Source organism: Arthrobacter sp. UNC362MFTsu5.1, from assembly GCF_000685965.1.
In the GTDB taxonomy this organism is placed as follows: domain Bacteria; phylum Actinomycetota; class Actinomycetes; order Actinomycetales; family Micrococcaceae; genus Arthrobacter.
Genome location: NZ_JMLE01000001.1, coordinates 1 through 24,327 on the forward strand (window position 1 = coordinate 1; position 24,327 = coordinate 24,327).

Annotated in this window: 25 protein-coding genes, 1 tRNA gene, 1 other RNA gene and 1 pseudogene; 18 read left to right on the forward strand and 10 right to left on the reverse strand. The window is 65.7% G+C overall.

Going from position 1 to position 24,327, the window contains the following annotated elements; translation table 11 throughout:
- Positions 1-527: pseudogene (locus BS38_RS24035) on the reverse strand (pyruvate dehydrogenase (acetyl-transferring), homodimeric type); the annotation flags it as partial.
- 395 nt (positions 528-922) lie between these two features.
- On the opposite strand from BS38_RS24035, the gene BS38_RS0100010 reads away from it, so the two are divergent.
- From BS38_RS0100010 to BS38_RS0100040, 7 genes are all read left to right on the forward strand, one after another.
- The gene (locus BS38_RS0100010; protein ID WP_028268935.1) at positions 923-1,342 is read left to right on the forward strand and encodes a DUF3052 domain-containing protein; all 420 of its coding nucleotides are present in this window, start codon (positions 923-925) and stop codon (positions 1,340-1,342) included.
- Positions 1,339-1,848, forward strand: a complete 510-nt coding sequence (locus tag BS38_RS0100015; protein ID WP_231510968.1) for a peroxiredoxin — start codon at positions 1,339-1,341, stop codon at positions 1,846-1,848. Before BS38_RS0100010 ends, BS38_RS0100015 begins: the two co-directional genes overlap by 4 nt.
- Positions 1,849-1,852: 4 nt before the next feature.
- Positions 1,853-2,773 carry an NAD-dependent protein deacetylase gene (locus BS38_RS0100020; RefSeq protein ID WP_028268937.1) on the forward strand — a complete coding sequence of 307 codons (921 nt, stop codon included), beginning with the start codon at positions 1,853-1,855 and terminating at the stop codon, positions 2,771-2,773.
- Between the two features lie 110 nt (positions 2,774-2,883).
- Positions 2,884-2,959, forward strand: a tRNA-Val gene (locus BS38_RS0100025).
- Positions 2,960-3,074: 115 nt separating this feature from the next.
- On the forward strand, positions 3,075-3,365 hold the full coding sequence (locus tag BS38_RS0100030) for a hypothetical protein (protein ID WP_028268938.1): 291 nt from the start codon (positions 3,075-3,077) through the stop codon (positions 3,363-3,365).
- Positions 3,366-3,677: 312 nt separating this feature from the next.
- Positions 3,678-4,475 carry an IclR family transcriptional regulator gene (locus BS38_RS0100035; protein WP_028268939.1) on the forward strand — a complete coding sequence of 266 codons (798 nt, stop codon included), beginning with the start codon at positions 3,678-3,680 and terminating at the stop codon, positions 4,473-4,475.
- 170 nt (positions 4,476-4,645) lie between these two features.
- Positions 4,646-5,995 (forward strand): MFS transporter, encoded by a 1,350-nt coding sequence (locus BS38_RS0100040; protein WP_156037029.1) that lies wholly within the window; start codon positions 4,646-4,648, stop codon positions 5,993-5,995.
- 93 nt (positions 5,996-6,088) lie between these two features.
- Here BS38_RS0100040 and BS38_RS0100045 read toward each other — a convergent pair whose 3' ends face one another.
- Positions 6,089-7,501: an aminotransferase-like domain-containing protein gene (locus tag BS38_RS0100045; protein WP_028268941.1), complete on the reverse strand. Its 1,413-nt coding sequence runs from the start codon at positions 7,499-7,501 to the stop codon at positions 6,089-6,091.
- Here BS38_RS0100045 and BS38_RS24040 point away from each other — a divergent pair.
- The 3 genes from BS38_RS24040 to BS38_RS0100060 are packed head-to-tail and all read left to right on the forward strand — an operon-like array spanning position 7,500 to position 9,771.
- Complete coding sequence (locus tag BS38_RS24040; RefSeq protein ID WP_081818760.1) at positions 7,500-8,510, forward strand: DMT family transporter; 1,011 nt, start codon at positions 7,500-7,502, stop codon at positions 8,508-8,510. The two genes, BS38_RS0100045 and BS38_RS24040, sit on opposite strands and share 2 nt — an antisense overlap.
- A gap of 4 nt (positions 8,511-8,514) precedes the next feature.
- Positions 8,515-9,153 carry an FMN-binding negative transcriptional regulator gene (locus tag BS38_RS0100055; RefSeq protein ID WP_028268942.1) on the forward strand — a complete coding sequence of 213 codons (639 nt, stop codon included), beginning with the start codon at positions 8,515-8,517 and terminating at the stop codon, positions 9,151-9,153.
- Between the two features lie 48 nt (positions 9,154-9,201).
- A complete protein-coding gene (locus BS38_RS0100060) occupies positions 9,202-9,771 on the forward strand; it encodes a TOPRIM nucleotidyl transferase/hydrolase domain-containing protein (RefSeq protein ID WP_231510969.1) in 570 nt (189 codons plus the stop codon).
- Here the strand turns inward: BS38_RS0100060 and BS38_RS0100065 are convergent.
- Positions 9,768-10,832, reverse strand: coding sequence for a D-2-hydroxyacid dehydrogenase (locus BS38_RS0100065; protein ID WP_043437294.1), 1,065 nt, complete (start codon positions 10,830-10,832; stop codon positions 9,768-9,770). The two genes, BS38_RS0100060 and BS38_RS0100065, sit on opposite strands and share 4 nt — an antisense overlap.
- 93 nt (positions 10,833-10,925) lie before the next feature.
- Here BS38_RS0100065 and BS38_RS0100070 point away from each other — a divergent pair, with 93 nt between their 5' ends.
- Genes BS38_RS0100070 through BS38_RS0100080 form a run of 3 tightly spaced genes read left to right on the forward strand, consistent with a single transcriptional unit; the run spans position 10,926 to position 13,724 of the window.
- Positions 10,926-11,873 carry an NAD(P)-dependent oxidoreductase gene (locus tag BS38_RS0100070; RefSeq protein ID WP_051628676.1) on the forward strand — a complete coding sequence of 316 codons (948 nt, stop codon included), beginning with the start codon at positions 10,926-10,928 and terminating at the stop codon, positions 11,871-11,873.
- A gap of 13 nt (positions 11,874-11,886) precedes the next feature.
- The gene (locus BS38_RS0100075) at positions 11,887-12,657 is read left to right on the forward strand and encodes an SDR family oxidoreductase (protein ID WP_028268946.1); all 771 of its coding nucleotides are present in this window, start codon (positions 11,887-11,889) and stop codon (positions 12,655-12,657) included.
- On the forward strand, positions 12,657-13,724 hold the full coding sequence (locus BS38_RS0100080) for an L-idonate 5-dehydrogenase (protein ID WP_028268947.1): 1,068 nt from the start codon (positions 12,657-12,659) through the stop codon (positions 13,722-13,724). The genes BS38_RS0100075 and BS38_RS0100080 overlap by 1 nt, the downstream gene beginning before the upstream one ends.
- On the opposite strand, the gene BS38_RS0100085 is transcribed toward BS38_RS0100080, so the two are convergent.
- Positions 13,702-14,430 carry a FadR/GntR family transcriptional regulator gene (locus BS38_RS0100085; RefSeq protein WP_028268948.1) on the reverse strand — a complete coding sequence of 243 codons (729 nt, stop codon included), beginning with the start codon at positions 14,428-14,430 and terminating at the stop codon, positions 13,702-13,704. The genes BS38_RS0100080 and BS38_RS0100085 overlap by 23 nt on opposite strands.
- A 255-nt stretch (positions 14,431-14,685) precedes the next feature.
- Between BS38_RS0100085 and gndA the strand changes: the two genes are divergently transcribed.
- Both gndA and BS38_RS0100095 read left to right on the forward strand, forming a co-directional pair.
- Positions 14,686-16,122: an NADP-dependent phosphogluconate dehydrogenase gene (gene gndA, locus BS38_RS0100090; RefSeq protein WP_028268949.1), complete on the forward strand. Its 1,437-nt coding sequence runs from the start codon at positions 14,686-14,688 to the stop codon at positions 16,120-16,122.
- Positions 16,123-16,275: 153 nt separating this feature from the next.
- Positions 16,276-17,109 carry an oxidoreductase gene (locus BS38_RS0100095; protein ID WP_028268950.1) on the forward strand — a complete coding sequence of 278 codons (834 nt, stop codon included), beginning with the start codon at positions 16,276-16,278 and terminating at the stop codon, positions 17,107-17,109.
- On the opposite strand, the gene epsC is transcribed toward BS38_RS0100095, so the two are convergent.
- From epsC to msrA, 3 genes are all read right to left on the reverse strand, one after another.
- On the reverse strand, positions 17,106-17,690 hold the full coding sequence (gene epsC, locus BS38_RS0100100; RefSeq protein WP_011692289.1) for a serine O-acetyltransferase EpsC: 585 nt from the start codon (positions 17,688-17,690) through the stop codon (positions 17,106-17,108). The genes BS38_RS0100095 and epsC overlap by 4 nt on opposite strands.
- Before the next feature lie 41 nt (positions 17,691-17,731).
- Positions 17,732-18,667, reverse strand: coding sequence for a cysteine synthase A (cysK, locus tag BS38_RS0100105; protein WP_028268951.1), 936 nt, complete (start codon positions 18,665-18,667; stop codon positions 17,732-17,734).
- A gap of 77 nt (positions 18,668-18,744) precedes the next feature.
- Positions 18,745-19,269, reverse strand: a complete 525-nt coding sequence (gene msrA, locus BS38_RS0100110; RefSeq protein ID WP_028268952.1) for a peptide-methionine (S)-S-oxide reductase MsrA — start codon at positions 19,267-19,269, stop codon at positions 18,745-18,747.
- 99 nt (positions 19,270-19,368) lie between these two features.
- Between msrA and BS38_RS0100115 the strand changes: the two genes are divergently transcribed.
- On the forward strand, positions 19,369-20,292 hold the full coding sequence (locus BS38_RS0100115; RefSeq protein WP_028268953.1) for a Nif3-like dinuclear metal center hexameric protein: 924 nt from the start codon (positions 19,369-19,371) through the stop codon (positions 20,290-20,292).
- Positions 20,293-20,413: 121 nt separating this feature from the next.
- The gene (locus tag BS38_RS0100120; protein WP_028268954.1) at positions 20,414-21,151 is read left to right on the forward strand and encodes a zinc ribbon domain-containing protein; all 738 of its coding nucleotides are present in this window, start codon (positions 20,414-20,416) and stop codon (positions 21,149-21,151) included.
- On the opposite strand, the gene BS38_RS0100125 is transcribed toward BS38_RS0100120, so the two are convergent.
- From BS38_RS0100125 to BS38_RS0100135, 3 genes are read right to left on the reverse strand one after another with little or no spacing between them, the layout of a single operon-like run.
- Positions 21,148-21,912, reverse strand: a complete 765-nt coding sequence (locus BS38_RS0100125; RefSeq protein WP_028268955.1) for a YaaA family protein — start codon at positions 21,910-21,912, stop codon at positions 21,148-21,150. The two genes, BS38_RS0100120 and BS38_RS0100125, sit on opposite strands and share 4 nt — an antisense overlap.
- A gap of 45 nt (positions 21,913-21,957) precedes the next feature.
- On the reverse strand, positions 21,958-22,794 hold the full coding sequence (locus tag BS38_RS0100130) for an alpha/beta hydrolase (protein WP_028268956.1): 837 nt from the start codon (positions 22,792-22,794) through the stop codon (positions 21,958-21,960).
- Positions 22,795-22,836: 42 nt separating this feature from the next.
- Complete coding sequence (locus BS38_RS0100135; protein ID WP_028268957.1) at positions 22,837-23,649, reverse strand: slipin family protein; 813 nt, start codon at positions 23,647-23,649, stop codon at positions 22,837-22,839.
- A 155-nt stretch (positions 23,650-23,804) separates the two neighbouring features.
- Between BS38_RS0100135 and rnpB the strand changes: the two genes are divergently transcribed.
- Positions 23,805-24,196: RNase P RNA component class A (gene rnpB, locus BS38_RS26395), an RNA gene on the forward strand.
- Positions 24,197-24,327 lie beyond the last annotated feature (131 nt).

Genomic DNA, 24,327 nt, shown 5'->3' on the forward strand with positions numbered 1-24,327 from the left:
CCTTCCATGAACGCGCGGGCGTACATGCCGGGGGAGGCGTGGCCCTGGAAGAAGACCTGGTCCCCGCCGCCGGGGTGGTCCTTGCCGCGGAAGAAGTGGTTGAAGCCGACCTCGTACAGGGTCGCGGCACCGGCATAGGTGGAGATGTGCCCGCCCACCCCGATGTTCGGCCGCTGGGACCGGTGCACCATCACCGCGGCGTTCCAGCGCATGTAGGCCCGGTAGCGGCGTTCGTATTCCTCGTTCCCGGGGAACTCCGCTTCCTGGTCCACCGGGATGGTGTTCACATAGTCCGTGGTGGTGACCATCGGAACCCCGACGCTCTGGGCGCCGGCACGCTGCAGGAGACTGCGCATGATGTACTGGGCACGCTCGGTGCCCTGTTCCCTGATCAGCGTATCCAGGGACTCAATCCATTCGGCGGTCTCTTCCGGATCACGATCAGGCAGCTGGTTAGTCAACCCGCTGAGGATATGGGAGGTATCTTCTCCTGCAGCCACGTCCAACCTCTCTTTGCGCGCATGCATCGGCGCACTCAGGTCCGGCAGGGTAACTGCCTGGCGTGAACGCGACGTGTGCGACGTATCGGTTACAACAGCCCGGTCATGTGCGCCGGGCAGGGTCCTATCACGTCTATGACCGCTTAAATCCAGGGCGATCGCCCCGCCGGCATAGACGTCATCAGCCACTCTAGCTGTGAGAGCTATCCGATGCGTAGCCGCTGCCTGACGTCCTCGTCGTATTTGACGTCATACTGGTTTGTGACGGCAGCCGCCGGGCCGGACCCCCGCCAGACCCTTGGTGTGACGCAGAATAAGTGGGATCGCGGGGGCAGTAGCTTGAAGAGCAGGCACAAAGGGTGTTGGCTTGTAGTAATGGAAATCACTAGATTTATGCAAATGACTAAGCATTGGAGGAACACGTGAGTGAGGCCGACGCCGCCACTTCGGTAAATGTGGCGGAAAAATTGGGTTTCAAAAACGGGGATCTGATTCAGGAGTTCGGTTACGACGACGACGTCGACTTCGACTTACGTGACGATATCGAGGACCTCACCGGGTCCGAACTCCTGGATGAAGACGACCATGACGTTGTAGACGCCGTCATTTTCTGGTGGCGGGACGGCGACGGGGACCTTGTTGACACGCTCATGGATTCCCTGACCACGTTGAGTGAGAACGGTGTGGTCTGGGTTCTGACTCCGAAGTCGGGGCGGCAGGGCTACGTGTCCCCGGCGGAGATCCAGGAAGCAGCACCCACGGCAGGGCTTCACCTCACCACTTCGGCCGGTGTCTCCAAGGACTGGAGCGCCACGCGCCTGGTCACCAGGAAGAACAAGTGACGCTTCAGCCACTGCAACAGGCAGAGAATTCCGCGACGGCCAGGGTTCCGGAGGTCGGCGAGCCGGCCCCGGACTTCGAGCTGGTCAATCAGTACGGCGAACCGGTCCGGCTGTCGGAGCTTCGGGGACGCAACATCGTCGTCGTTTTCTATCCGTTTGCCTTCTCGGGGATCTGTACCGGCGAGCTTTGCGAGATCCGGGACAACCTTTCGCTGTTCGCAGACGCGGACGCAACTGTCCTGGCCATCTCCGTGGACAGCAAGTTCACGGTGCGGGCCTATGCGGAAAAGGAAGGCTACGGATTTGATCTGCTGGCCGACTTCTGGCCGCACGGGGCAGTGGCATCGGACTACGGCGTCTTCGACCCGGGCAGCGGCATGGCACAGCGCGGAACTTTCATCATCGACGCGCACGGCATCATCCGGTACGTCGTGGTGAATCCTCGCGGCCAGGCCCGTGATCTGGCGGGATACCGCGCGGCCCTGGCGGAGCTCGGCAGGAACTGACGGAATGAGGCAGCGGCACCCCGGACTTGGCATGACTGGATTCGCCAGCCTGCCGCCGGTGGGTGCTGCCGCTCCCGCCCCGGACGAACTTGGAGTCCTGGGGAAGATCAGGGACGCCATAGCCGGAAAACGCTTCGCGCTCCTCACGGGAGCCGGCCTCAGCACAGACTCGGGCATCCCGGACTATCGCGGGCCCGGAGCTGCCCCGAGGGCGCCCATGACCTATCAGGAGTTCATCGGCCACGCCGGTAACCGCCAGCGGTATTGGGCCCGTAACCACATCGGCTGGTCGCACCTCCGGCGCGCTGATCCGAATGAGGGCCATGCGGCTGCGGCCCGGCTTGAGCAGCGGGGCCTTCTCACCGGCCTCATCACCCAAAACGTGGACCGGCTCCACGAAGATGCGGGCAGCGTCAATGTCGTTGACCTCCATGGGCGCTTCGACCGGGTGGCCTGTCTGTCCTGCGCCCGCCGCTACAGCAGGACCCTGCTGGCAGGAGTCCTGGAGGAGCTGAACCCCGGATTCCTGGAACGGGCCCTGGCGGACGGCGTGGTGGAGATTGCACCCGACGCCGATGCAACAGTAGAGGACTCGGCCCTGATCGGCAGTTTCGTCGTGGCTCACTGCCCGGCCTGCGGAGGCACCCTCAAACCAGACTTTGTGTACTTTGGCGAAAATGTACCGAAAGACCGGGTGGAGCGCTCGTATGCCATGGTCGACGAGGCCGGCGCCCTGGTTGTTGCCGGATCCTCACTAACGGTCATGAGCGGCCTTCGATTCGTCCGGCACGCAGCAAAGCAGGAGAAGCCGGTGGTGATCATCAACCGGGGAGCCACGCGCGGCGACGACCTCGCCACCATAAAGCTGGAGGCGGGGGTCAGTGAATCATTGACGTGGCTGGCCGCCGAACTGCCGGACCTGTGACGTGCGCCGCACTGCCCCCTGGCCGGGTTGCCCGATTGGCGTTCTCCGGGACTTGTCCGGTAGAGTTGTTGTTCGTTGGTTGAAGCGCTGAGGCGCGGAAGCCGCGGTTTGGGTCTTTAGCTCAGCTGGTAGAGCGCCACGTTTACACCGTGGATGTCATCGGTTCGATCCCGGTAGGACCCACCAGCAAAACCCCGTCGTTGCAGGCCGATCAGGCAGGCATCGGCGGGGTTTTTTGTTGTCCGTGACACGTTCATTGGCGCCAGGGAAGAATGTCGGACCCCGTCCATAGTGTGGCGGCATGGAACACGTCATGATGAGGCTGGCACCGGACGGCCGGCCGCTTTCCGTTCTCCGCGGTGGCCGCGAATGGACCATTGGCGCGGAGCCGGTCCGTTGGTTTGAGCGCATCAGCTGGTGGGAGGCCGAGCGCAGGATGCCCAGGGGCCTGGGGCGAGTGGACATCGAGGTGTGGCGGGTCCAGGCCCGCCTTGGCCGGAACGAGAACTCGGCCCTGACCACCATGGAACTGATCCGCGACGGACTCGGTGGAGGCTGGCGGCTCCGGGAGGCCGTTGCCGACGCCGCGTGATCCGCTGGACCGTTGATGGACAGCGGAATCCCGGGGAATTGGAAAAGCCTTCCACCGCGGCTATTGGGGGATGCCGCGGTGGAAGGCTTGGAATGAATATACAGTGAATTTTTCGAAATGTGAAACATTTCCATGCCCCGGCCTCTCCTTCCAGGGTCGAAGGTCCCTCGGCGCCGGCGCCCGCCCCTCCCCGGCGATCCGCGCAGGGCGAGCAAATCGTGCCCGCAGACATTATGATGGTTACTGTTCAGCTGAATGAACAGCTGTGAATGAACGGCGCACTTACGGACGCGCTTTAACTGAAGGAGAATCATGGCCGATTCCCGGGCTCCCCGCACTTCCGACGGACTGGGGAGTGCGTCCCCTGCGCCGGCCGTGACGCGTGCCGCCGCCGTACTGGAGGCCCTGGCCGCCTCCGCGACGGGTCGGCTAACGCTGAGTGATCTCTCCCGGGAACTCGGAATCCCCAAGTCATCAACATCGAACCTCCTGCTTGCCCTTGAGGAAGCGCGCCTTATCAACCGGCAGGGGGCCGACTTTACGCTCGGGCGCAAACTCGTAGAACTGGGCGCTGCCTACCTGAGCAGGCTTGATGAGGTGCAGGAGTTCTACCGCTTCTGTGAGCAGGCACCCACCCTGTCCGGCGAGACTGTCCGCATCGCCATGCTGGACGGGACCAACGTCATCTACCTGGCCCGTTACGAAGGGCATCCCGCGGTCCGGCTGACCTCGAATATCGGTGACAAGATGCCGGTGTCGTTGTGCGCTGTGGGTAAGGCGCTCATTGCAAGGCTGCATGATCACGACATCGACGAAATGTTCCCCGACGACCAGGAACTTCCCGTACTCACCCCGAAGTCGCTCCGGACGGGTGCTGAATTCAAGAAGCAGCTGCCCCTCATCCGGGAGCGCGGATATGCCTTCGAGGACGAGGAGTCCACCACGGGAGTCGTCTGCCTGGCTGTGTCGGTTCCCACCAGGGGTGCGCACGGGCCCAGCCTGGGGCTGTCCGTCACCGCCCTAAAGGCCACCTACTCCGAGGAGCAGGGCGCCATGATGGTCAAGGAACTGCAGGAGCTGGCCCGGTCGCTGGGCAATCCCATGGGGTAAGAAGGGGAGGCTGAGGGCCGGCCCAGATTCCGCCGGAAAATAAATCAGCTTTCATCATTGGCGAACCGTTCAGGGTGCTGTACGCTGTTCAATATAGTGATCGACACCACCGGTGTCGTCGCTATCCCACCAGACCAACGGGGGTCTGGAGTGTTCTTAAGGGAGTGCTTGTGACAACTCGTACTGAATCACCACTGGCCGATGCGGACGACGCCGTCGTCGAACCGGAACAACTGCGGAGGGCAACTCTTGCCAGCTCCGTGGGCTCCGCTCTGGAGTACTACGATTTCTACATTTACGGCCTCGCATCGGCTTTGATCTTCGGACCGCTTTTCTTCAAGCCCCTTGGTGAAGACGGCGCGCTGATCGCGTCCTTCGCCACCTACGGCGTGGGGTTTGCGGCCCGACCGTTCGGCGGGGTCATCTTCGGCTACATCGGCGACAGGTTCGGCCGGAAGATGGTCCTTATCCTCACGATCGGCCTGATGGGAACCGCAAGCTTCGCCATCGGCCTGCTTCCCACGTTCGAGCAGGCGGGCATGCTGGGTGCGGTCCTTCTCGTGACGCTGCGCATTCTCCAGGGCCTCGGCGCCGGGGCTGAACAGGCCGGCGCCACCACGCTGATATCCGAAGTCGCGCCGCGCCGCCGTCGTGGATTCTTTGCTTCCCTGCCGTTCGTCGGCATCCAGCTCGGCACCCTCCTCGGCGCCGGAACCTTTGCGTTGATTGCCATGGCTGACAAGGCAGTGCTCGAAGGCTGGCTGTGGCGAGTGCCCTTCCTGGCTAGCATCTTCCTGATTGCAGTAGCCATCTTCATCCGGCTCCGGCTCAAGGAAACTCCGGTGTTCCAGGAGCTCGAAAAGCACAAGAACGTGGTCAAGAACCCCATCGGCCAGCTGTGGAAGCACTCCAAGAAGAACGTCCTGGTGGGCATCGGCCTGCGCATGGGCGAGAACGGCAACTCGTCGATCTACTCAGCTCTCCTGATCGCCTTCCTGGCAGCCAAGGACGGGGTGTTCCCGGGCGACAAGTTCATCGGGCCTGTGGGCCTGCTCATTGCCGCCGGCTTCGCCGCCGTCATGGTGGTCACCTTCGGGGCGCTTTCGGACCGTTTCGGCCGGGTGCCGGTCTACCGCTACGGCGCACTCTTCCAGGCCGTCATCGCACTCCCGGCGTTCTACCTTGTGACGCTGGGCAACGTGACCCTTGTCTGGGTGGTCATGGTGGTGGGTATCGCCATCGGCGTCCAGTCCATGCTCGGACCGCAGTGCCCGCTCCTGCCGGAACTGTTCGGTTCCCAGTACCGCTTCACCGGCGTTGCCATGAGCCGCGAACTCTCCGCTGTCTTGGCCGGCGGCCTCGTTCCCCTCGTCGGCGCGTCGCTGCTGGCGGCCACGGATCACTCCTGGCTGGTGCTTGCCATCTACTCGCTGGTGCTGGCGCTCATTTCGTTCGCCACCACGTTCTTCACTCCGGAGACCGTGGGCCGCGACCTCGTCCTGACCGAGGACGCGAGCTAGAACCACCCGCACCGCCGCAACTGCACTCCGGAACAAAGGCTGTGGCTCCCTCCGCGCGGAGGAAGCCGCAGCCTTTGCCGTGCCCGCCTGTCGCTAAGCTTTGTTGCGCTCCAGTGCCTGTCCGATGATCCGAGCCCCTTCGGGGAACGCCCCCGGGTTGGACCCGGAGTAATTGAGGCGGATGAACGCGCCGGCGGGTTCGGCCGGGAACCACTCCCGCCCGGCGGCGATGATGACCCCGGCGCTTTCGCAGTCGCGGGTCAGCCGTTCGAGGTCCGTTCCGTCGGGCAGCCGCGCCCAGAGGTTCAGGCCTCCCTTGGGAACCTGCTCGATGTGTGCCTGCGGGGCGTGCTCTCGCATGCTGGTGACCAGGAGGTCGCGGCGCGACTGGAGCTGGTGCCGGAGGCTCCGCAGGTGCGTCTGCCACCCGGGCTGGGTCACGACGTCGAGCGCTGCCGCCTGCAGCAGGCCGCTGACATACATCGACTCGGCCGCCCGGTCTGCGAGAATCCGTTCACGCGCCGGGCCGCGGGCGATAACGGCTGCGATGCGGATGGCCGGGGATACGCTCTTGGTCAGCGAGCGGAGGTACACCACGTGGCCGGAGTCGTCGCGGGAGGCGACAGGCACCGGACTGGTGGTGATGCCGAAGTCGTGCGCCCAGTCGTCCTCCACCAGGAACGCACCCTTCGCGCGCACCACCTCCAAAACCTCGTCACCCCGCCCGGCCGCCCACTGCGCACCGGTGGGGTTTGCGTAGTTCGGCTGGGCATAGAACAGGCGCGCGCCTGTTTCGTCAAAGGCCCGGGCCAGTTCCGCCGGGTCCGGACCGTCCGGTCCGCTGGGCACCGGAACAACGCGGACGCCGGCCTGCGCCGCCGCCAGAATGGCGCCCCAGTAGGTTGGTGATTCCATCAGCAGCGGCTGTCCGCGGCCGGCCAGCGCGCTGAAAATGGAACTGAGCCCGCTCTGGCTTCCCGGCAGTACGACGACGTCGCTCGGGTTCGGCGGCGTGGTTCCGGCCGGGGTCGAGGCGCCGACTTCGTGTGCGAACCACGATTGCAGTTCCGGCAGGCCCGCTGCCGGGGGACGGGACAAAGCTGCGTCGCTCCGGGCCGCGCGGGCGAGTGCCGCCCGGACAAGGCGCTCAGGCAGGAGTTCCCGGTCCGGGTAGCCGGAGTGGAAAGCTATGGCGCTGTTGGCGACGTCGCGCATGGTGCTGGAGGCCAAGGGCAGCGGTACCAGCGGTGACCGCAGGGCCGCCGTCTGCCACCCATAGTCCGAGGGCCGCGCAGTCCGGACGGCCCGGACAAACGTTCCGACGCCGGGCCGGCTCTCGATCAGCCCCAGCGCAGTGAGGGTCTGGAGCGCCTTTTGCACGGTCACCGGACTGGCATGGTACTCGGCGACCAGCGACCTTGTGGACGGCAGTTTCGATCCTGGCGCGGCCTTGGCGACCCACTCCCGCAGTCGCGTCGCAATTCGGGAGCTGCTATCGTTGTTCATGGAAGACAATAGTAGCGCTACCGCCATTTTGAACCCAGTGGTACTGTCCCGCACTCCTTCGGGACTCTGGTGGGGCCTCCTCGGAGTAGCGGCCTTCTCGTTCACGGTTCCGTTCACCAAGGTCGCCGTCGCGGGGCTTTCGCCCTTGTTCGTCGGGTCCGGCCGCGCAGCGGCGGCCGCCGTCCTCGCTGCCTTTGCCCTCGCAATCTCACGGCAGCGGCTTCCCCGCGGCGTGCAGTGGGCCCGGCTCGCCGTGGTGGCCGCCGGCGTCGTGATCGGATTTCCCTTACTGACATCCTTCGCGCTCACCACCACGCCGGCCAGCCACGGCGCGGTGGTGATCGCACTGCTCCCTGCCGCGACGGCGACGGCCGCTGTGCTGAGGGGGCGCGAACGTCCGCCCCTGGTGTTTTGGCTGATCACCGGTCTGGGCGCGCTGGCGGCTATTGCCTTCGCCTCCTTGCAGTCCGGCGGGTTCGGCCGGCTGCACGCTGCGGACCTGCTGCTCCTGGGCGCGGTGGTGGCAGCGGCTGTCGGCTACGCGGAAGGCGGCCTGCTGGCCCGCGAACTGGGCCCCTGGCAGACCGTATCCTGGGCGGTGGTGCTGGCATCGCCGCTGATGGTGGTCCTGACGCTGCTCTCCCTGGCTCAGCAGCCGCCGTCGGCTTCACCGGTCCAGTGGGCAGCGTTCGCCTACCTCGGTGTAGTGAGCATGTTCCTGGGCTTCTTCGCCTGGTACCGGGGACTGGCCATCGGGCCCATGGCGCAGGTCAGCCAAATCCAGCTCGTCCAGCCAGTACTAAGCATCTGCTGGGCCGGCTTCCTGCTGGGCGAGGCCCTGACCTGGACCACCATCGTCGGCGGCGTGGCGGTTATCCTCTGCGCCGGCGCAGCCGTGCGGGTCCGCCTCAAACCGGTGCCCGCTCCGCACGCGGCGCAACCCGCTCCGCACGCGGCGCAACCCGCGGCTCTTCACGCGACACGTTCCCTCCAGCCTGCAAAGGATTAGCACCATGTACACCCCAGCCCATTTCGCAGCCGGACCCGACGCCGTCCAGGATCTCCTGGGCCGGCCGGCCGCCGCCAATCTGGTCACCATGACATCGCAGGGCCTGCTCGCCACGATGTTGCCGTTCTCCTATGACCCCTCGATCGGCGAACACGGTGCCCTGAACACCCATGTGGCCCGGAACAACGCGCAGTGGTCCGAGCCGGTGATCGGAGAAGCACTCGCCATTATCCAGGGGGCGGACGCCTATATCTCGCCGTCCTGGTACGCATCGAAGGCCGAGCACGGGCGCGTTGTTCCCACCTGGAACTACTCCACGGCGCACGTCTACGGAACCTTGGTTGTCCACGACGATCCGGCCTGGCTCGCCGGTCAGGTCAGGCGGCTGACCGACGCAAACGAAGCAGGCTTCGACCACCCGTGGAGCGTGGACGACGCGCCGGAGCGTTACATCTCCGGGCAGTTGCGCGCCATCGTGGGCCTGGAACTGGTGATCACCCGGATCGAGGCGAAGACCAAGCTCAGCCAGAACCGGCCGGAGGCAGACATCGACGGCGTGGTGGCCGGACTTATTGCCCGGGGGCACGCCGGGAGCGCCGCCGACGTCGAACGGGCAAGGCCGCACCAGGCAGAGGCGCACTAGGCAGGGCCTGGAATGCCGCCGCAAGACGCCGTCCGACATACTGGTTCCATGCAGGCGACTTCCATGCAGGCGACGACGGCGCTGGTTGAGGGTGAGAGTGACCGGCTGGCGGTCGAGGCGCTGGCCCGTCGCCTCGGCTATGACCTGACAGCCTTGCGGGTGTCAGTCGTCCCGATGGGCGGCGCGACCAGCATCGGGCACTTCCTCGACCGCTATGGCCCGAATGGCGCGGGCCACAGGATAGTCGGCTTGTGTGATGCCGGGGAATCCCGTGGCATCGCCCGCGCGCTCGGCCGGGCCGGCATCGGGTCCGGTTCCCTGGCCGAGCGCGGGTTCCACGTCTGTCATGCAGATCTGGAGGACGAGCTCATCCGCAGCCTGGGGATCGATGGCGTGCTCAACGTCATCGCGGCTCAAGGCGAGCTCGCATCGTTCCGGCGCCTCCAGCGCCAGCCGTCGCTGCGGGAACGGCCGATTACGATGCAGCTGCGCCGGTTCTTCGGAGGACGCAGCGGCAACAAGGCCCGATACGCGCCACTGCTCGTCGACGCATTGCCGGCCGGACACGCACCCCCTCCGCTCACCGCCCTCGTGGCATCGTTCTGTGATGCGGCTTAGTAGAAGTGCACGGTGTCCACGAGGTGGGGGAGTTCCCCGCCGTCGAGGAACGTGCGCAGGTTGCTGCTGAAGCGCTCGGCGATCAGCCGGTTCTCAGCGGCGCTCAGGGCCGACGTATGCGGGGAAACCATGACCCTCGGGTGGTTCCAGAGCGGGCTGTCCTGCGGCAGGGGTTCGACGGCGAAAACGTCGAGGCAGGCGTAGCCCACCTGGCCGTTATCGAGTGCCTCCAGGAGTGCGTCTTCGTCCACCACGGTACCGCGGCCCACGTTGACGAAAACCGTCCCCGGCTTCATTGCGGCGAATACCTCACGGTTGAACAGCTTTTCCGTGTACGGCGTGCCGGGCAGGGTGTTCACGACGGCGTCGGCCGAGGCGAGCAGGCCGGCCAGGCCGTCGTTTCCGGCAACCTCTTCGATGCCATCGATCGGCTCAACGTTCCGCTTGGTGCCGCTAACCTTCATGCCGAGTGCCCGTGCGATGCGGGCTGTTTCCAGCCCGATCTCGCCGAGGCCCGTCACCACCAGCGTGGAGCCGTTTACCAGACGCGTCGGCGTGCGCAGTTCCGGCCAGACCTTGGCGGCCTGGTCCACAGCTAGCTCCGCGCTGCGTTTGAAGCCGTTGAAGATACCCAGCGCGGCGAACTCCGCCAGTGGCAGGGCATGAACGCCGGCTGAGGTGGTCACCTTGAATTTCTGCAGGGTTTCCTGGTCCAGACCGGAAGCCTTGACCGCTCCGCCCGCACCCGCGGCCATTGCGTGGATCCACTGAAGCCGCGGGTTGCTGCCGGCGATGCGGGCCAGTCCGGCAGGGCTCTCGTTGGGGACGCCGTACAGGACCTCGGCCTTGTTCAGCATGTCCCAGTAGCGCTCCTCCTGTTCGGGAGTGCGCGTGAACTCCGGATCGCCGGAGTGGTCCGCCGGGAACCGCTCGGGCGGGAGGAGGTCGGGCTCGTAGAGGACGGTCACGGCGGGATCTACGGCGCGGATGCGCTCAACCAGCTCAGCTTCGAGCGGGACGGCGATTGCGACGGTGGTTTTAGTCGTCATAGTGTTCATCATACTGAATGGAGGCTAGGATATTGAACAGATTTCCTCCTGTTAACAAATGACTGACCACGACGATAACCACGATGAAGTGAGGTGCCGCTGCCGATGGATGCGCAGGCAAACCCTGATCTGAGCGAAAATTTGAACGAAAGAAGGGCCGGTTTCGTCGGGCTGGGCCTGATGGGCGGCCGTATGGCCGTCAACCTGCTGAAGGCCGGCTGGACCGTCACCGGCTGGAACAGGTCAACTGCCGCCCTGGACGACTTTGCCGCACGCGGAGGCATCCGCGCCGCAGACGTCGCAGCACTGCGGGACCAGCCGGTCATCATCTTCATGCTCCCTGACCTGTCCTACATAGAGGACGCGGCCCGGGAGCTCCTCGCCGGCTGGGCCGCAGAGCCGCCCACGCCCGGGACCGCCGTCGTCGTCATGAGCAGCGTGTCGCCCGCGGCCGTGAAGGATTTCGGGGCGAGGGTGGCGGCTGTGAGCCGCGGCAACGCAGTGGTTGTCGATGCACCCGTCAGCGGCGGCACCACGGGCGCCGAGGAGGGGACCCTGGCCATCATGGCCGGCGCGGAGGAACGGGACTTCCAACGGCTCCTCCCGCTGTTCAACGCCATGGGCGGCACTGTCCGGCGGCTGGGGCCCCTGGGATCCGGGTCGTTGGCAAAAGCCTGCAACCAGCTCATCGTGGGAACCACGACGGCGGCACTCGCCGAAGCAGCCGAGCTCGCCGAGCGCTCGGGCATGGACGTTGCGGCGTTGTATGAGGTGCTTGGCGGCGGGCTGGCCGGCAGCAGGGTCCTGGACGTTGTGGGGCCCCGACTCGCCGCCAAGGATTACGAACCCACAGGACCGGCGAAGTTCATGCACAAGGATCTCTCGTTCGTCCTCGAAAGCGCCGCCGCCGTGGACGCGGCGGTGCCCATGGCCTCGGCCGGCGTCGAACTTTACGCCGAATTGAAGCGCCAGGGACTCGGGGACCTCGACCTCGCCGCCGTCCGGCAAACTATCGCCAATCTCTGTGACCACCAAACAGCCCAGACCAATTGAGGAACACCAAACAATGAGTGCACTTTTTGACTTGACGGGGCGTGTTGCCCTGGTGACCGGTTCGAGCCGGGGGATCGGTAATGCGCTGGCGCGGGCGCTGGCGGATGCGGGGGCGACGGTGGTGTTAAACGGTATCAATGTTGAGCGGGTGAAGGCGGCGGAGGCTGCGATGGCGGCCGGGTATCCGCCGGGGCGGGTGCACAGCTGCGCGTTCGATGTCACGAGTGATGCGGAGGCGGCGCGGGGTGTGGCGTGGGTGGAGGAGAACGTGGGTCCGTTGGAGATCCTGGTGAATAATGCCGGGATCCAGCACCGGGTGCCGATGCTGGAGCTGGATGTGGCGGATTGGGAGCGGGTGATCTCCACGGACCTGACGAGCGCGTTTTTGGTGGGGCGTGAGGCGGCGCGGCACATGATCCCGCGCGGGCGGGGGAAGATCATCAACATTTGTTCGGTGCAGACCGACCTGGCCCGGCCCACGATCGCCCCGTATATCGCGGCGAAGGGCGGGTTGCGGAACCTGACCCGGGCGATGACCGCGGAGTGGGCGGCCTCGGGCCTGCAGATCAACGGGATCGCGCCGGGCTATATCCATACCGAGATGACGCAGAACCTCGTGGATGATGAGCGGTTCAACGCCTGGATTCTGGGCCGGACTCCGGCGCACCGGTGGGGGACGGTGCAGGACCTGGCCGGTCCTGCGGTGTGGCTGGCCTCCAGCGGCTCGGACTTCGTGAACGGGCAGACCATTTTCATTGACGGCGGAATGACGGTGGTGGTCTGATGGGCGGAGTTCACCAGCTTCCTGCCGGCGGCCCGGCCGTGGTGGCGCACGCGGCCGGTGACCTCCGGATCGAGGACGTGCCTCTTGGCACGCCTGCTCCGGACGAGGCCGTCATCGAAGTCCGCTACGGTGGCATCTGCGGTTCGGACCTGCATTACTGGCTGCACGGTGCGGCCGGGGAATCGATCCTGAAAGCGCCGCTGGTGCTGGGGCACGAGATTGTCGGCACCGTGCTGCAGGGCGCGGCGGACGGCACCGGACCGGCCGCCGGGACCCGGGTTGCTGTCCATCCGGCCACGCCCGGCCCGGGCGCGGCCCGGTATCCGGCGGACCGGCCCAACCTCTCACCGGGGTGCACGTACCTGGGCAGCGCTGCCCGTTTCCCGCACACCGACGGCGCCTTCAGCCGGTACGTGAACCTGCCGGCACGGATGCTCCGGGCACTGCCGGCAGGCCTTAGCCTGCGGACCGCGGCGCTGATCGAGCCCGCCTCCGTGGCCTGGCACGCGGTGGCCCGGGCCGGGGACGTCAGCGGCAAAACGGCCCTGGTGATCGGCAGCGGCCCCATCGGTGCGCTGGCCGTCGCGGTGCTGAAACGGGCCGGTGCCGGGCGGATCGTGGCCGTGGACATGCACGCCAAACCGCTGGACATCGCGGCGGCCGTGGGAGCGGACGACGTGCTCGCCGCTTCCGACGCGGCGGCGATCGCCGCGGTCGAGGCCGACGTCGTGATTGAATCTTCCGGCAACCACCACGGCCTGGCCTCCGCCATCCAGGGCGCCGCCCGCGGCGGCACCGTGGTGATGGTGGGCCTGCTGCCCGCCGGCCCGCAACCGGTCCTGATCTCACTCGCCATCACCCGCGAACTGGAGCTGAAGGGCTCCTTCCGCTTCAACGACGAGATCGACGACGTCATCACCGCCCTCGCCGACGGCACCCTGCTCATCGACCCGGTCATCACCCACGAATACCCGCTGGAGGACGCCCTGGAAGCCTTCGAAATGGCCCGGAACTCCGCCGAATCCGGCAAGGTACTCCTGGAGTTCAGCCCTGCTGCAGCGGAATGAAAACCCTGGGCTGGTCCCGCCAGCCGGGTTCCATCTCAGAGATCGTCTCGCGCATGATCCTGCCGGAGGCCTCGCGGGCACCGGCGGCGTCCGCTGCGGCGATGGCCTCTGCCACATCAACGTGCCATTGCAGGGCCGTCTCCCGCGGGCGGTCCGGCATGAGTCCGTGGACCGTACGGCCGGTCAGCGTTTCCGCCACCTGCCCGACGAGGTTGGCGAACATTTCGTTGCCGGATCCGGTGAGGAGAAGTGAGTGGAATTTGATGTCCAGCTCCAGGAATTCGGCCACATTGCCGGCCTGGCCGGCGTCGCGCATTGCCAGCGAGACGTCCAGCAGTTCCTGCCGGATCTCCTGGGGGGCATTGGCGGCCGCCAGTTCGGCGGCAACGGGCTCGACGGCGGAGCGCAGCTCCGCGAGGGACCTGAGCTGGGCGCCGCGGCCGTCACCGGCCAGGCGCCAGCGGATGACCAGCGGATCAAACGGATTCCAGCGGTGGGCCGGAAGCACCCGGATTCCCACACGCTTGATGGTTTCCACCAGGCCGAGGGACTGCAGGACGCGGACTGCTTCGCGGACCACGGAGCGCGAGACTTTCAGTTCGTCCTCAAGCTGTTCCGCCAGCATCACATGGCCAGTGGGCAGCGCGCCGCTCACGATGCGGGTGCCCAGGTTTTCGATGGCGCGGTGGTGGAGGCTGGTTGACATAGTCGTAAGCATAATCTGGCTGGGGCCGCCGTCCTGCGCGGCACCGTCCCGGCCCGGGCGTGCACTGCGCCCGGCATGACGCTGGCGGCATCATAGACTGTTTTGTGACGCGCCACCTTCCAAAACGTGGGCGCAACTTTCCCGTTGTCGACGGAAATACATATGGTTTATTGACAGCCACTAGTTCTTGAAGCGTGTTCCGCAGGAAGTGCGGAACAGAATGCACACGTTGCACAGAAATGAATTGGAGTTTTGATGTCAGCACACATCGGTGTCACCGGCCTTGCGGTGATGGGGGCCAACCTCGCCCGCAACCTGGCCCGGAACGGCTTCACCGTTGCCCTGCACAACAGGTCTGTTGAGAAGACTGACGCGCTGCTGGAAAAGCACGGACACGACGGCGACTTCGTGCGTACCGAGACCCTCCAGGAGCTCGTGGATTCGCTGGAAAAGCCCCGCCGCGTTTTGATCATGGTCAAGGCCGGCAAGCCGGTCGACTCCGTGATCGAACAGCTGGAACCCCTGCTGGAAGCCGGCGACATCATCATCGACGCCGGCAACTCGCACTACGAGGACACCCGCCGCCGCGAAGCGGCCCTGGCCAAGAAGGACCTGCACTTCGTAGGCATCGGTGTTTCCGGCGGTGAGGAAGGCGCCCTGAACGGCCCGTCCATCATGCCCGGCGGTTCCAAGGAGTCCTACGACGCCCTCGGACCGCTGCTGGAAAAGATCGCCGCTAATGTTGACGGCCAGCCCTGCTGCGCCTGGATCGGCACCGACGGCGCCGGCCACTTCGTCAAGATGGTCCACAACGGCATCGAATACGCCGACATGCAGGTCATCGGCGAAGCCTTCGACCTTCTCCGCTCGGGTGCCGGCATCGAACCGGCCGAGCAGTCCAAGATCTTCGCTGAGTGGAACAAGGGCGAGCTCGCCTCCTTCCTGATCGAAATCTCCGCCGAGGTCCTCGGCCACGTCGACACCCGCACCGGCAAGCCGTTCGTCGACGTCGTGGTGGACGCCGCAGGCCAGAAGGGCACGGGCCGCTGGACGGTTATCTCCGCACTCGAGCTGGGATCCCCGACGTCGGGCATCGCCGAATCCGTGTTCGCACGCGCCCTCTCGTCCCAGGCCGAGCAGCGCAAGCTGGCCCAGGAACTCCTGGCCGGCGAAGAAATCGCCGTCGAGGTTCCGGAAACGTTCGTCGAGGACGTGCGCCAGGCTCTGTACGCCTCCAAGCTGGTTTCCTACGCCCAGGGCCTGGACATGCTGACCTCGGCCGCGAAGGAATACGGCTGGGACCTGAAGCTGGACGAGATCGCTTCCCTGTGGCGCGGCGGCTGCATCATCCGTGCGGAACTGCTGAAGGAAATCACCAAGGCCTACGCCGCTGAGGAAAAGCCCGCCAACCTGCTGTTCGCACCGGCCTTCACCAAGGCCATCGCCGAGGTCCTGCCGGCATGGCGCCGAGTGGTGGCCACGGCTGTTCAGCTGGGCATCCCGGTGCCGGTGTTCTCCTCGTCGCTCGCATACTACGACGGCCTGCGCCGCAAGCGCCTGCCGGCCGCGGTGATCCAGGGCCAGCGCGACCTCTTCGGTGCGCACACCTACGGCCGTGTTGACGCCGAGGGCACGTTCCACACCCTGTGGGGCGAGGACAAGTCCGAAATCGAGGCAGTGGACACCCACTAGCTTCAAGCCACACCGTGCTATGACGGCAACGGCCGGCGCTTCCCGGATACTCTGGGACGTGCCGGCCGTTGCCGTTTGCGGACTACCCTCTCGGTGGCAGCGGCTTCCCATCGCAGCCTGTCCAATGATTGTCGTCTCCAAGGAGTGCAGCCCATGTCGCAGCCAGTCGCGTTTGTTACCGGTGCGTCCACCGGCATCGGCTTCGAGGCCGCCAGGAAGCTGAGTGAGCACGGATTCACTGTGTACGCAGGCGCCCGCCGGGTCGAGAAGATGGAGCCGCTGAAGGCCCACGGGGTGAAGGTGCTGGCGCTGGATGTCACGGACGAGGCGTCCATGGCGGCGGCCGTGGGCGGAATCCTCGAGGCGCACGGCCGGATCGATGTCCTCGTGAACAACGCCGGCTACGGGTCCTACGGGTCCTTGGAAGAGGTGGAACTGGCTGAAGGCCGGCGGCAGTTCGACGTCAACGTCTTCGGCCTGGCGCGCATGACACAGCTGGTGCTGCCCGTCATGCGGGCCGCCGCCCAAGGGAGGATCATCAACGTTTCCTCCATCGGCGGCAAGATGTACGAGCCCCTCGGCGCCTGGTACCACGCCACGAAGTTCGCCGTCGAGGGCCTGAGTGACTCCTTGCGCCTGGAGCTCAAGCCGCACGGCATCAAGGTGTCAATCATCGAACCGGCGGGCACGCAGACTGAATGGGGAGGCATCTCGGGCGAGAGCCTGCTGGAAACGTCCGGGCATGGCCCCTACCGGGACCAGGCCAAAATCGTCGCCGCGGCGCTGGCCTCCACCGAAGGTTCCAGCATGTCAACGCACCCGGCTGTCATCGCCGATGCCATTGTCCACGCCGCAACGGCAGCCCGGCCGAAGACGCGCTACCCGGTGGGCAAGGGCGCCCGCGCCATCCTGGCCCTGCGAAGGATCCTGCCGGACCGCGCGTTCGACGTAGTGTTCTGGACTATCTACCAGCGGCTGGGCCGCTAGATCCGGTACTCGATGTAGTACTCGGCAGGGTCCACAGCCGGTTTGGTTTCGCGCTGGGCATCCCGGTGGCGCCATGTTGCAGGAACACCGGTGATGATGGATTCCGGCGGGGCGTCCTTCACCACCACAGCGTTGGCGCCCACTGCGCTGTCCCGGCCAATGGTGATGGGGCCCAGGATCTTGGCGCCCGCGCCGATGGTCACGCGGTCCCCGATGGTGGGGTGCCGCTTGACCTTCGCCAGCGAGCGTCCGCCCAGGGTGACGCCGTGATAGATCATCACGTCCTCACCGATCTCCGCCGTCTCACCGATGACCACGCCCATGCCGTGGTCGATGAAGAAGCGCTTGCCGATGGTCGCGCCCGGGTGGATCTCGATCCCGGTCAGGAACCGTGCCAGCTGCGAAATCAGCCGTGCCGGGAAGCGCAGCGACGGATTCTGCCAGAGCTTGTGCGTCAGGCGGTGCGCCCAGATCGCGTGGAGGCCGGAGTAGGCAAAAAAGTTCTCAAAAGAGCCTCGAGCCGCCGGGTCATGCGACCGGGCGGCGTCGAGGTCTTCCTTAAGTCTTGCGAAGAAGCTCACAAAGACCTTTCTACAGGAAACGGTGAATGGCGGGCTAAGGCTTAGCCTCGGATGTCGTCATAGAGCACGGTGGAGATGTAACGCTCGCCGAAGTCGCAGACAACCGCGACGATGAGCTTACCGGCATTCTCCGGGCGCTTGGCGAGTTCGAGGGCTCCCCAGACGATCGCACCCGAGGAGATGCCGCCGAGGATGCCTTCCTTGACGCCGAGGTCGCGGGCAACGCGGACGGAGTCCTCCAAGGTGGCGTCCAGGACTTCGTCGTAGACGTTGGTGTCGAGGATTTCGGGAATGAAGTTGGCACCGATGCCCTGGATCTTGTGCGGGCCGGGGGCGCCGCCGTTCAGGATGGCGGAGTCCTTCGGCTCGATGGCAACGATCTGGACGTCGGGCTTGCGTTCCTTCAGGACCTGGCCGACGCCGGTGACGGTGCCGCCGGTGCCGATGCCGGCGACGAAGATGTCCACCTTGCCGTCGGTGTCGGACCAGATTTCCTCGGCGGTGGTGGTGCGGTGGATCTCCGGGTTGGCTTCATTGGCGAACTGCTGGGCCCAGATGGAGTTCTCCGTGTTGGCCACGATCTCCTGGGCCTTCTCCACGGCGCCGCGCATGCCTTCGGAACCCGGGGTAAGCACGATTTCCGCGCCGAAGGCGCGGAGCATGACACGGCGCTCGGTGGACATGGTCTCGGGCATGGTCAGGATGACCTTGTAGCCGCGGGCTGCACCCACCATGGCCAGGGCGATGCCCGTGTTGCCGGAGGTTCCTTCGACGATGGTTCCGCCGGGCTTGAGCGCGCCGGACTTCTCCGCTGCGTCCACAATGGCCACGCCGATACGGTCCTTGACGCTGTTGGCCGGGTTGTAGAACTCGAGCTTGACCGCCACATGGGCGTCGAGGCCCTCGGTCAGCCGGTTGAGCCTGACCAGCGGAGTGCCGCCGACAAGCTGGGTGACGTCGTCGTAGATCCGTGCCATGTATTTGTGCCTATCTCTGAAGAGTTCTCTGAACAGCGAATACTGAGGTCAGCCTAACGAGGGCGGCCGGAGCCTAGCTAAGCATTAAGCCATGCAGAGTAATATTTCCTTGCCTTGGCCAGCTTGGGGTTGATGATCACCTGGCAGTAGCCCTGTTCCGGATGCTTGCCGTAGTAGTTCTGGTGGAAATCCTCGGCCACATGGAATACGGGCAGCCTGCTGACCTCGGTGACGATCGGATGCGCCCACAGCGCCTGGTTCCGTTCGATCGCCTCCTCGAAAAGGATCTTTTCCTCCGTGGTCTCGTAAAACATGGACGAGCGGTACTGGGTACCGACGTCGTATCCCTGGCGGTTGAGCGTGGTGGGATCGTGGAGGGCGAAGAACATGTCCAGGATGACCTCGGCCGGGATCACGTCCTCATCAAAGCTCACCGCCACCACCTCGGCGTGGCCTGTGGTGCCCGAGCAGACCGAGTAGTAGTCCGGATGGCGGTCGTGGCCGCCGGTATAGCCGGAAATGACCGACGTAACACCCTTGGTTTGCTGGTAGACGGCGTCAAGGCACCAGAAGCAGCCTCCGCCAAGCACAAAAGTTTTCATGTCCTCTTCAATGGTTGAAGCGCGCCGATGATTCCCCAACCACCTTACGAGACTGCTGCGCGTGCGGGCGAAGACGGCGGATAGGGTAAAAATGAGGGTATGGAACCTGTGAACACCGACGTTGCAGAAGACGCCCGTACCGCTGCTGATCCGGCCGGTGCTGAGTCTGACGCTGCCGAACCCTCGGATGCCCCGGCACTGGGCGAGATCCTGCTGGCCGTCGAAGAACTCTGGCCCGAATCACTCGCCGAGGAGTGGGACGAGGTGGGCCTTGTCGCAGGCCATCCCTCAGCAGTCGTCAGCAGGATCATGTTCGCGGTCGATCCCACCCTTGACGTCATCGAAGAAGCCATCGAATGGGGTGCTGACCTGCTGATCACGCACCACCCCCTTCTGCTCAAGGGCGTTACCTCCGTTGCGGCCACGACTGCCAAAGGCAAAGCCGTCCACCGCCTGATCGAATCCGGAACCGCGCTCCTGACCGTCCATACCAACGGTGACTCCGCGGTCGGGGGCGTCTCCGATGTCCTTGCGGACGCCCTTGGCCTCCATGATGTTGTGCCGCTGACTCCCGCCACGAACGGCCTGCCGGAGGAAGGCATCGGCCGCGTCGGGGACCTTGAAGACGTCATGACGCTCGGGGACTTCGCAGCTCGCGTCTACGGCATCCTGCCCTCGGTCGCCGGCGGCGTCAGGGTCTCCGGGGACAAGGACGGCCTGGTGCGGCGCGTCGCCGTGTGCGGCGGCGCGGGGGACTCCCTGTTCAACGAGGTCCGGGCGAGCAACGCCGACCTCTTCGTGACCGCGGACCTCCGCCACCACCCGGCGTCAGAGGCGCGTGAGAATGCCGTAAATGACAGGCCGTACCTCATTGACGTTTCCCACTTCGCCAGCGAGTGGCTGTGGCTGCCGGCCGCGGCTGAGGCACTCGGAAACGTCCTCAGCGACCAGGGCCACGACGTCGACATCCGGGTCAGCACCACCAACAGTGATCCGTGGGACTTCATTCTGACTCCGGGCTAAGCCTCGCGTGCGGGGGCCCCTGCCGGGGTTTAGCGAGGCAGGGGAGCACGCTAGGCGCTAGAGTCTAAACTGCGCCGGTCCGGTGCCCGGCCGTGGCCGGTAGGAACAAGCGGAGGTAATAGTGGCCAAGGCAGCACCGGCAGAACAGTTGAAATTGCTCGAACTGCAGGGACTCGACGCCAGGCTCAAATCGCTGTCCAACCGCCGCCGGACCCTCGAAAACGATCCCCGGATCAGCGACCTGCAGGCTGCGCTGTCCGTGGCCAACGGCGAACTCGGTGCCGCAAAAATGGCGGTCCACGACGCTGAAACCGAGCTCAAGCGCTCGGAAGCCGATGTGGAGCAGGTGGCGTCCAGGATCGAACGCGATGAAGCGCGACTGAACAGCGGCACCGGCCTGTCCAAGGACCTGGTTGCCCTGCAAAGCGACATTGCCTCGCTCAACAAGCGGCGCTCGGCCCTTGAAGACGTGGAGCTCGAGGTCATGGAACGGCTGGAGGGACTCCGTGAACGCCAGGCGGCCCAGCAGAAGATCGTGGATGACGTCCAGGGATCCTTCGGCGGGATCCGGGCTGAGCTGGACGCCGCCCTGGCGGAGATTGCCGCCGAGGCCGCCGAAGTGGGCGCCGCTCGTGCGGAGTTCGCCGCCGGCCTTGATGCCGGATTGCTGGCAATTTACGACAAGACGCTCGCCAAGCGCGGAGTCGGGGCGGCTCGGTTGTTCCACGGCAAGTCCGAAGGTTCGGGGATGCAGCTGAGCCCCGGCGACCTTGCCGAGATCAAGGCAGCGGCCGAGGACGACATCGTGTTTTGCCCGGACTCCGGCTGCATCCTGGTCCGCTCCGCCGAATGGGCCTAGGCAGCGAGAATGATGTTGAGGGCGTGCGCTTTGCGTGAAGTGCCCTCGACCAGCTCGGCTTCCCACTTTTCGCGGGCCGCCTTGAGCAGCTGAGCAGGGTTCCGGGGAGCGGCACCCCGGCGCGTCAGCAGGTGGCGGGCCAGCTCGCCGCGCGTGTGCTTGGCGAAGTGGCTGACCACCTTGCGCACGCCGTTCACCTCCGTAAACACGTTGACGGCAACAGTTTGCGCCGGCGGGGGAGCCCAAGCCGCGGAATAAGTGCTGGAGCGGCAGTCCACCAGAAGCTCCCCTTCGCTTGCGGCTGCCAGGGCCGCCGAAATCTGCGGCTTCCAGAATGACGCCAGGCGGCCGACGTCGGGCAGTGACGTACCCATGGACAGCCGGTAGGCGGGCACCCGGTCAGCAAAGCGGATGGCGCCCCAGAGGGCGGAGATGACCAGCACCGATTCATCCGCCTTCCGGCGCTGCGCCGGCGTCAGCGACTGGTAGCCAAGTGCGTCGTACAGGACACCGGAATAGACCTGGTGCGCCGGCGCCGCCGGTTCCGTGTGCAGCCGGGTGTTGCGTTCGACGTCGGCACTGAGCGAAGCTCCGACGCCCAGCAGCGCGAGTGCGTCCCGGTGGGCGCTGACGTCCCCCAGTGCTTCGAGCACCTTTGCCCGGTAAGTGTTCAACACGGGAAAGCTCAGGGCGGTCCAGTCGACGGCTTCACCATGGACAGCGGGGGTCTTGCCTTCAGACGGGGGCAGCAGAATCAGCACCGTACGATCTTACCGGCGCGGGGGGGCGGAGTGCTGTGCCGGTGGTCAGGCCAGGTTCCGCCCCAGGAACGAGATGACATCCGGCAGGATGGAGCGCCAGTAGCCGCTGTCGTGGCCGCCGTCCTGGAACCCGCCTTCATGCTCCCCGGGCAGGCCGCTGACATAGTCCTTCACGCTGTAGAGCAGGTTGTCCGCGGTGCCGCAGTCGATCCTCTTGGGCAACATTTCCAGTTCCGGCCTGAGCGCGAAGATGTCGTTGGCCTCGAAGTCTGCGGCGCCGTCAAAGTTGTCCGCCCGCCCGGCGTCGTGCATGCTCCACACTGCCGGACTCATCGCTGCGACGGCACGGAGGCCGGGCAGCCGGTGCTGGGAGGCGAGGAGCAGGGCGCCGAAGCCGCCCATCGACAGGCCGAACACGGCGGTCCTGCCGGTGTCCAGCCCCTGGCTTGCCAGCAAAGGGAGGAATTCCTCCACCACCATGGACTGCGTGTCCGTTCCTGTTGCGCGCCGGTGCCACCAGCTTTCGCCGCCATCCACAGCCGCGATCGCAAAAGGCTGCCCGCCGCGGGCCACGTGCTGCGCCAGGACCCGGTCAGCCTGCAGGTCGTCGAAAACCATCCGGTGGTCCGCGCCCGTACCGTGCAGGAAGAGTGCCACGGGCAGGGGCTGCTGGTCGCTGCCGGCACTGCCGCCCGGAATCGCCACGGACCAGTTCGTCCCCGTATCCGGGCGGAACCTCGACGTGAAGGAACCACTGCGCACTTCCGCCCTCGACGCCGTCAGGCCGTCACTGACCGGCGCACACCCCGCCAGCACAGCGGCGGTCACACCGCCGGCTCCGAGTTCCAGCAGCCGCCTGCGTCCGAGCGTCGGGAATTCCATAAGCCGATCATAGGCGTGAAGGCCCCCATACCGGCCCGCCGCTCAGGCCGCCTTGATCGGCGGTTTGGCGGCGGCCGTCGCCGCCTGGTTTTCCCGGGCAAGGAACGCGGACAGTTCGCCGATGGTACTCATCAGCGGCGCCGGGAAGACAACCGTCGAGTTCTTGTCCACCGCGATTTCGACCAGCGATTGCAGGTTCCGCAGCTGCAGGGCCAGCGGATGCGCCATCATGGTGTCCGACGCGTCGCCGAGCGCCGCTGCCGCGATGGCCTCGCCTTCCGCGGCGATGATCTTTGCCCTCTTCTCCCGCTCAGCCTCGGCCTGGCGGGCCATTGCGCGCTTCATGCTCTCGGGCAGTTGGATGTCTTTCAGTTCCACCAGGGTCACCTCGACACCCCAGGCCAGCGTCAGGGCATCAAGGATTTCCCGGATATCGCTGTTGATGCGCTCGGTTTCTGACAGCGTCTGGTCCAGGCTGTGCCTGCCGACCACCTTCCGCAACGTGGTTTGCGCGATCTGGTCGATTGCGGCCGCGACGTTCTCGATGGCCACAACGGATTTCACGGCGTCGACCACGCGGTAGTAGGCAACGGCGGAAATGTCGACGCTCACGTTGTCCTGGGTGATGATGCCCTGCGACTGGATCGGCATGGTCACGATCCGCAGGCTGACCAACGGAAGGCGGTCGACAACCGGGATGATGAACCGCAGGCCCGGGAGCCGAATGCCCATGACCCTGCCAAGCCGGAAGAGCACCCCCTGCTCATACTGCCGCACGATCCGGATGGACATCTTCAGGAAGATGAGCAGCAGCACTGCGACGGCGATAGCGATGTACGTACTGGTGGGGTCCATCAGGATCCCCTCTTTTCTTGCATGAGTTGACCTGGTCCAATTGTCCCACCTGGCGCCCGAAACGTCCCTCCGTGCGCCCGAAACGTCCCTCCGGGGCGGTCCGCAGGACGTCCCGCACGGCGGGTGCCGGTGCAGCACGTAGAATGAAATGCGGATGGGTTGACCAGGCGGCCGCGCGTCACGCAAGTGGCTCGAGGAACGTCCGGGCTCCGCAGAGCAGGGTGGTGGGTAACGCCCACTCGGGGCAACCCGCAGGCCAGTGCCACAGAGAATAGACCGCCTGCGTCGCGCCGGTTTGAAAGCGGCACGAAGCAGGTAAGGGTGAAACGGCGGTGTAAGAGACCACCAGCTTCCCGGGTGACCGGGAAGGCTAGGTAAACCCCACCCGGAGCAAGGCCAGACAGGGCACGTTCGAGGGCTGCTCGCCCGAGTGTCCGGGTAGGCCGCTGGAGGGCGTCGGCAACGGCGTTCGTAGATGGATGGCCGCTACTCCCGCACCGGCAACGGCGCGGGAACACAGAACCCGGCGTATCGGTCAACCCATCCATCACCGCTTTGGCGGCACATCTGCCGTCACCGGCATGTGAGTGACTTCACGCTTTGCGGGGCAGTACTGGCGGCGTCGCCGCCCTAGAATGGATAGCGAACGTAGAAGTTCTGCCGCCGGGTCTGCGTTCG

Bases quoted from the DNA above. Each gene is read 5' to 3' on its own strand.
- BS38_RS0100020 (WP_028268937.1), top strand. From the start codon at position 1,853: ATGAGGCAGCGGCACCCCGGACTTGGCATGACTGGATTCGCCAGCCTG.
- BS38_RS0100030 (WP_028268938.1), top strand. From the start codon at position 3,075: ATGGAACACGTCATGATGAGGCTGGCACCGGACGGCCGGCCGCTTTCC.
- BS38_RS0100035 (WP_028268939.1), top strand. From the start codon at position 3,678: ATGGCCGATTCCCGGGCTCCCCGCACTTCCGACGGACTGGGGAGTGCG.
- BS38_RS24040 (WP_081818760.1), top strand. From the start codon at position 7,500: ATGGAAGACAATAGTAGCGCTACCGCCATTTTGAACCCAGTGGTACTG.
- BS38_RS0100045 (WP_028268941.1), bottom strand. From the start codon at position 7,501: ATGAACAACGATAGCAGCTCCCGAATTGCGACGCGACTGCGGGAGTGG.
- BS38_RS0100055 (WP_028268942.1), top strand. From the start codon at position 8,515: ATGTACACCCCAGCCCATTTCGCAGCCGGACCCGACGCCGTCCAGGAT.
- BS38_RS0100060 (WP_231510969.1), top strand. From the start codon at position 9,202: ATGCAGGCGACTTCCATGCAGGCGACGACGGCGCTGGTTGAGGGTGAG.
- BS38_RS0100065 (WP_043437294.1), bottom strand. From the start codon at position 10,832: ATGATGAACACTATGACGACTAAAACCACCGTCGCAATCGCCGTCCCG.
- BS38_RS0100070 (WP_051628676.1), top strand. From the start codon at position 10,926: ATGGATGCGCAGGCAAACCCTGATCTGAGCGAAAATTTGAACGAAAGA.
- BS38_RS0100075 (WP_028268946.1), top strand. From the start codon at position 11,887: ATGAGTGCACTTTTTGACTTGACGGGGCGTGTTGCCCTGGTGACCGGT.
- BS38_RS0100080 (WP_028268947.1), top strand. From the start codon at position 12,657: ATGGGCGGAGTTCACCAGCTTCCTGCCGGCGGCCCGGCCGTGGTGGCG.
- BS38_RS0100085 (WP_028268948.1), bottom strand. From the start codon at position 14,430: ATGTCAACCAGCCTCCACCACCGCGCCATCGAAAACCTGGGCACCCGC.
- gndA (WP_028268949.1), top strand. From the start codon at position 14,686: ATGTCAGCACACATCGGTGTCACCGGCCTTGCGGTGATGGGGGCCAAC.
- BS38_RS0100095 (WP_028268950.1), top strand. From the start codon at position 16,276: ATGTCGCAGCCAGTCGCGTTTGTTACCGGTGCGTCCACCGGCATCGGC.
- cysK (WP_028268951.1), bottom strand. From the start codon at position 18,667: ATGGCACGGATCTACGACGACGTCACCCAGCTTGTCGGCGGCACTCCG.
- msrA (WP_028268952.1), bottom strand. From the start codon at position 19,269: ATGAAAACTTTTGTGCTTGGCGGAGGCTGCTTCTGGTGCCTTGACGCC.
- BS38_RS0100115 (WP_028268953.1), top strand. From the start codon at position 19,369: ATGGAACCTGTGAACACCGACGTTGCAGAAGACGCCCGTACCGCTGCT.
- BS38_RS0100130 (WP_028268956.1), bottom strand. From the start codon at position 22,794: ATGGAATTCCCGACGCTCGGACGCAGGCGGCTGCTGGAACTCGGAGCC.
- BS38_RS0100135 (WP_028268957.1), bottom strand. From the start codon at position 23,649: ATGGACCCCACCAGTACGTACATCGCTATCGCCGTCGCAGTGCTGCTG.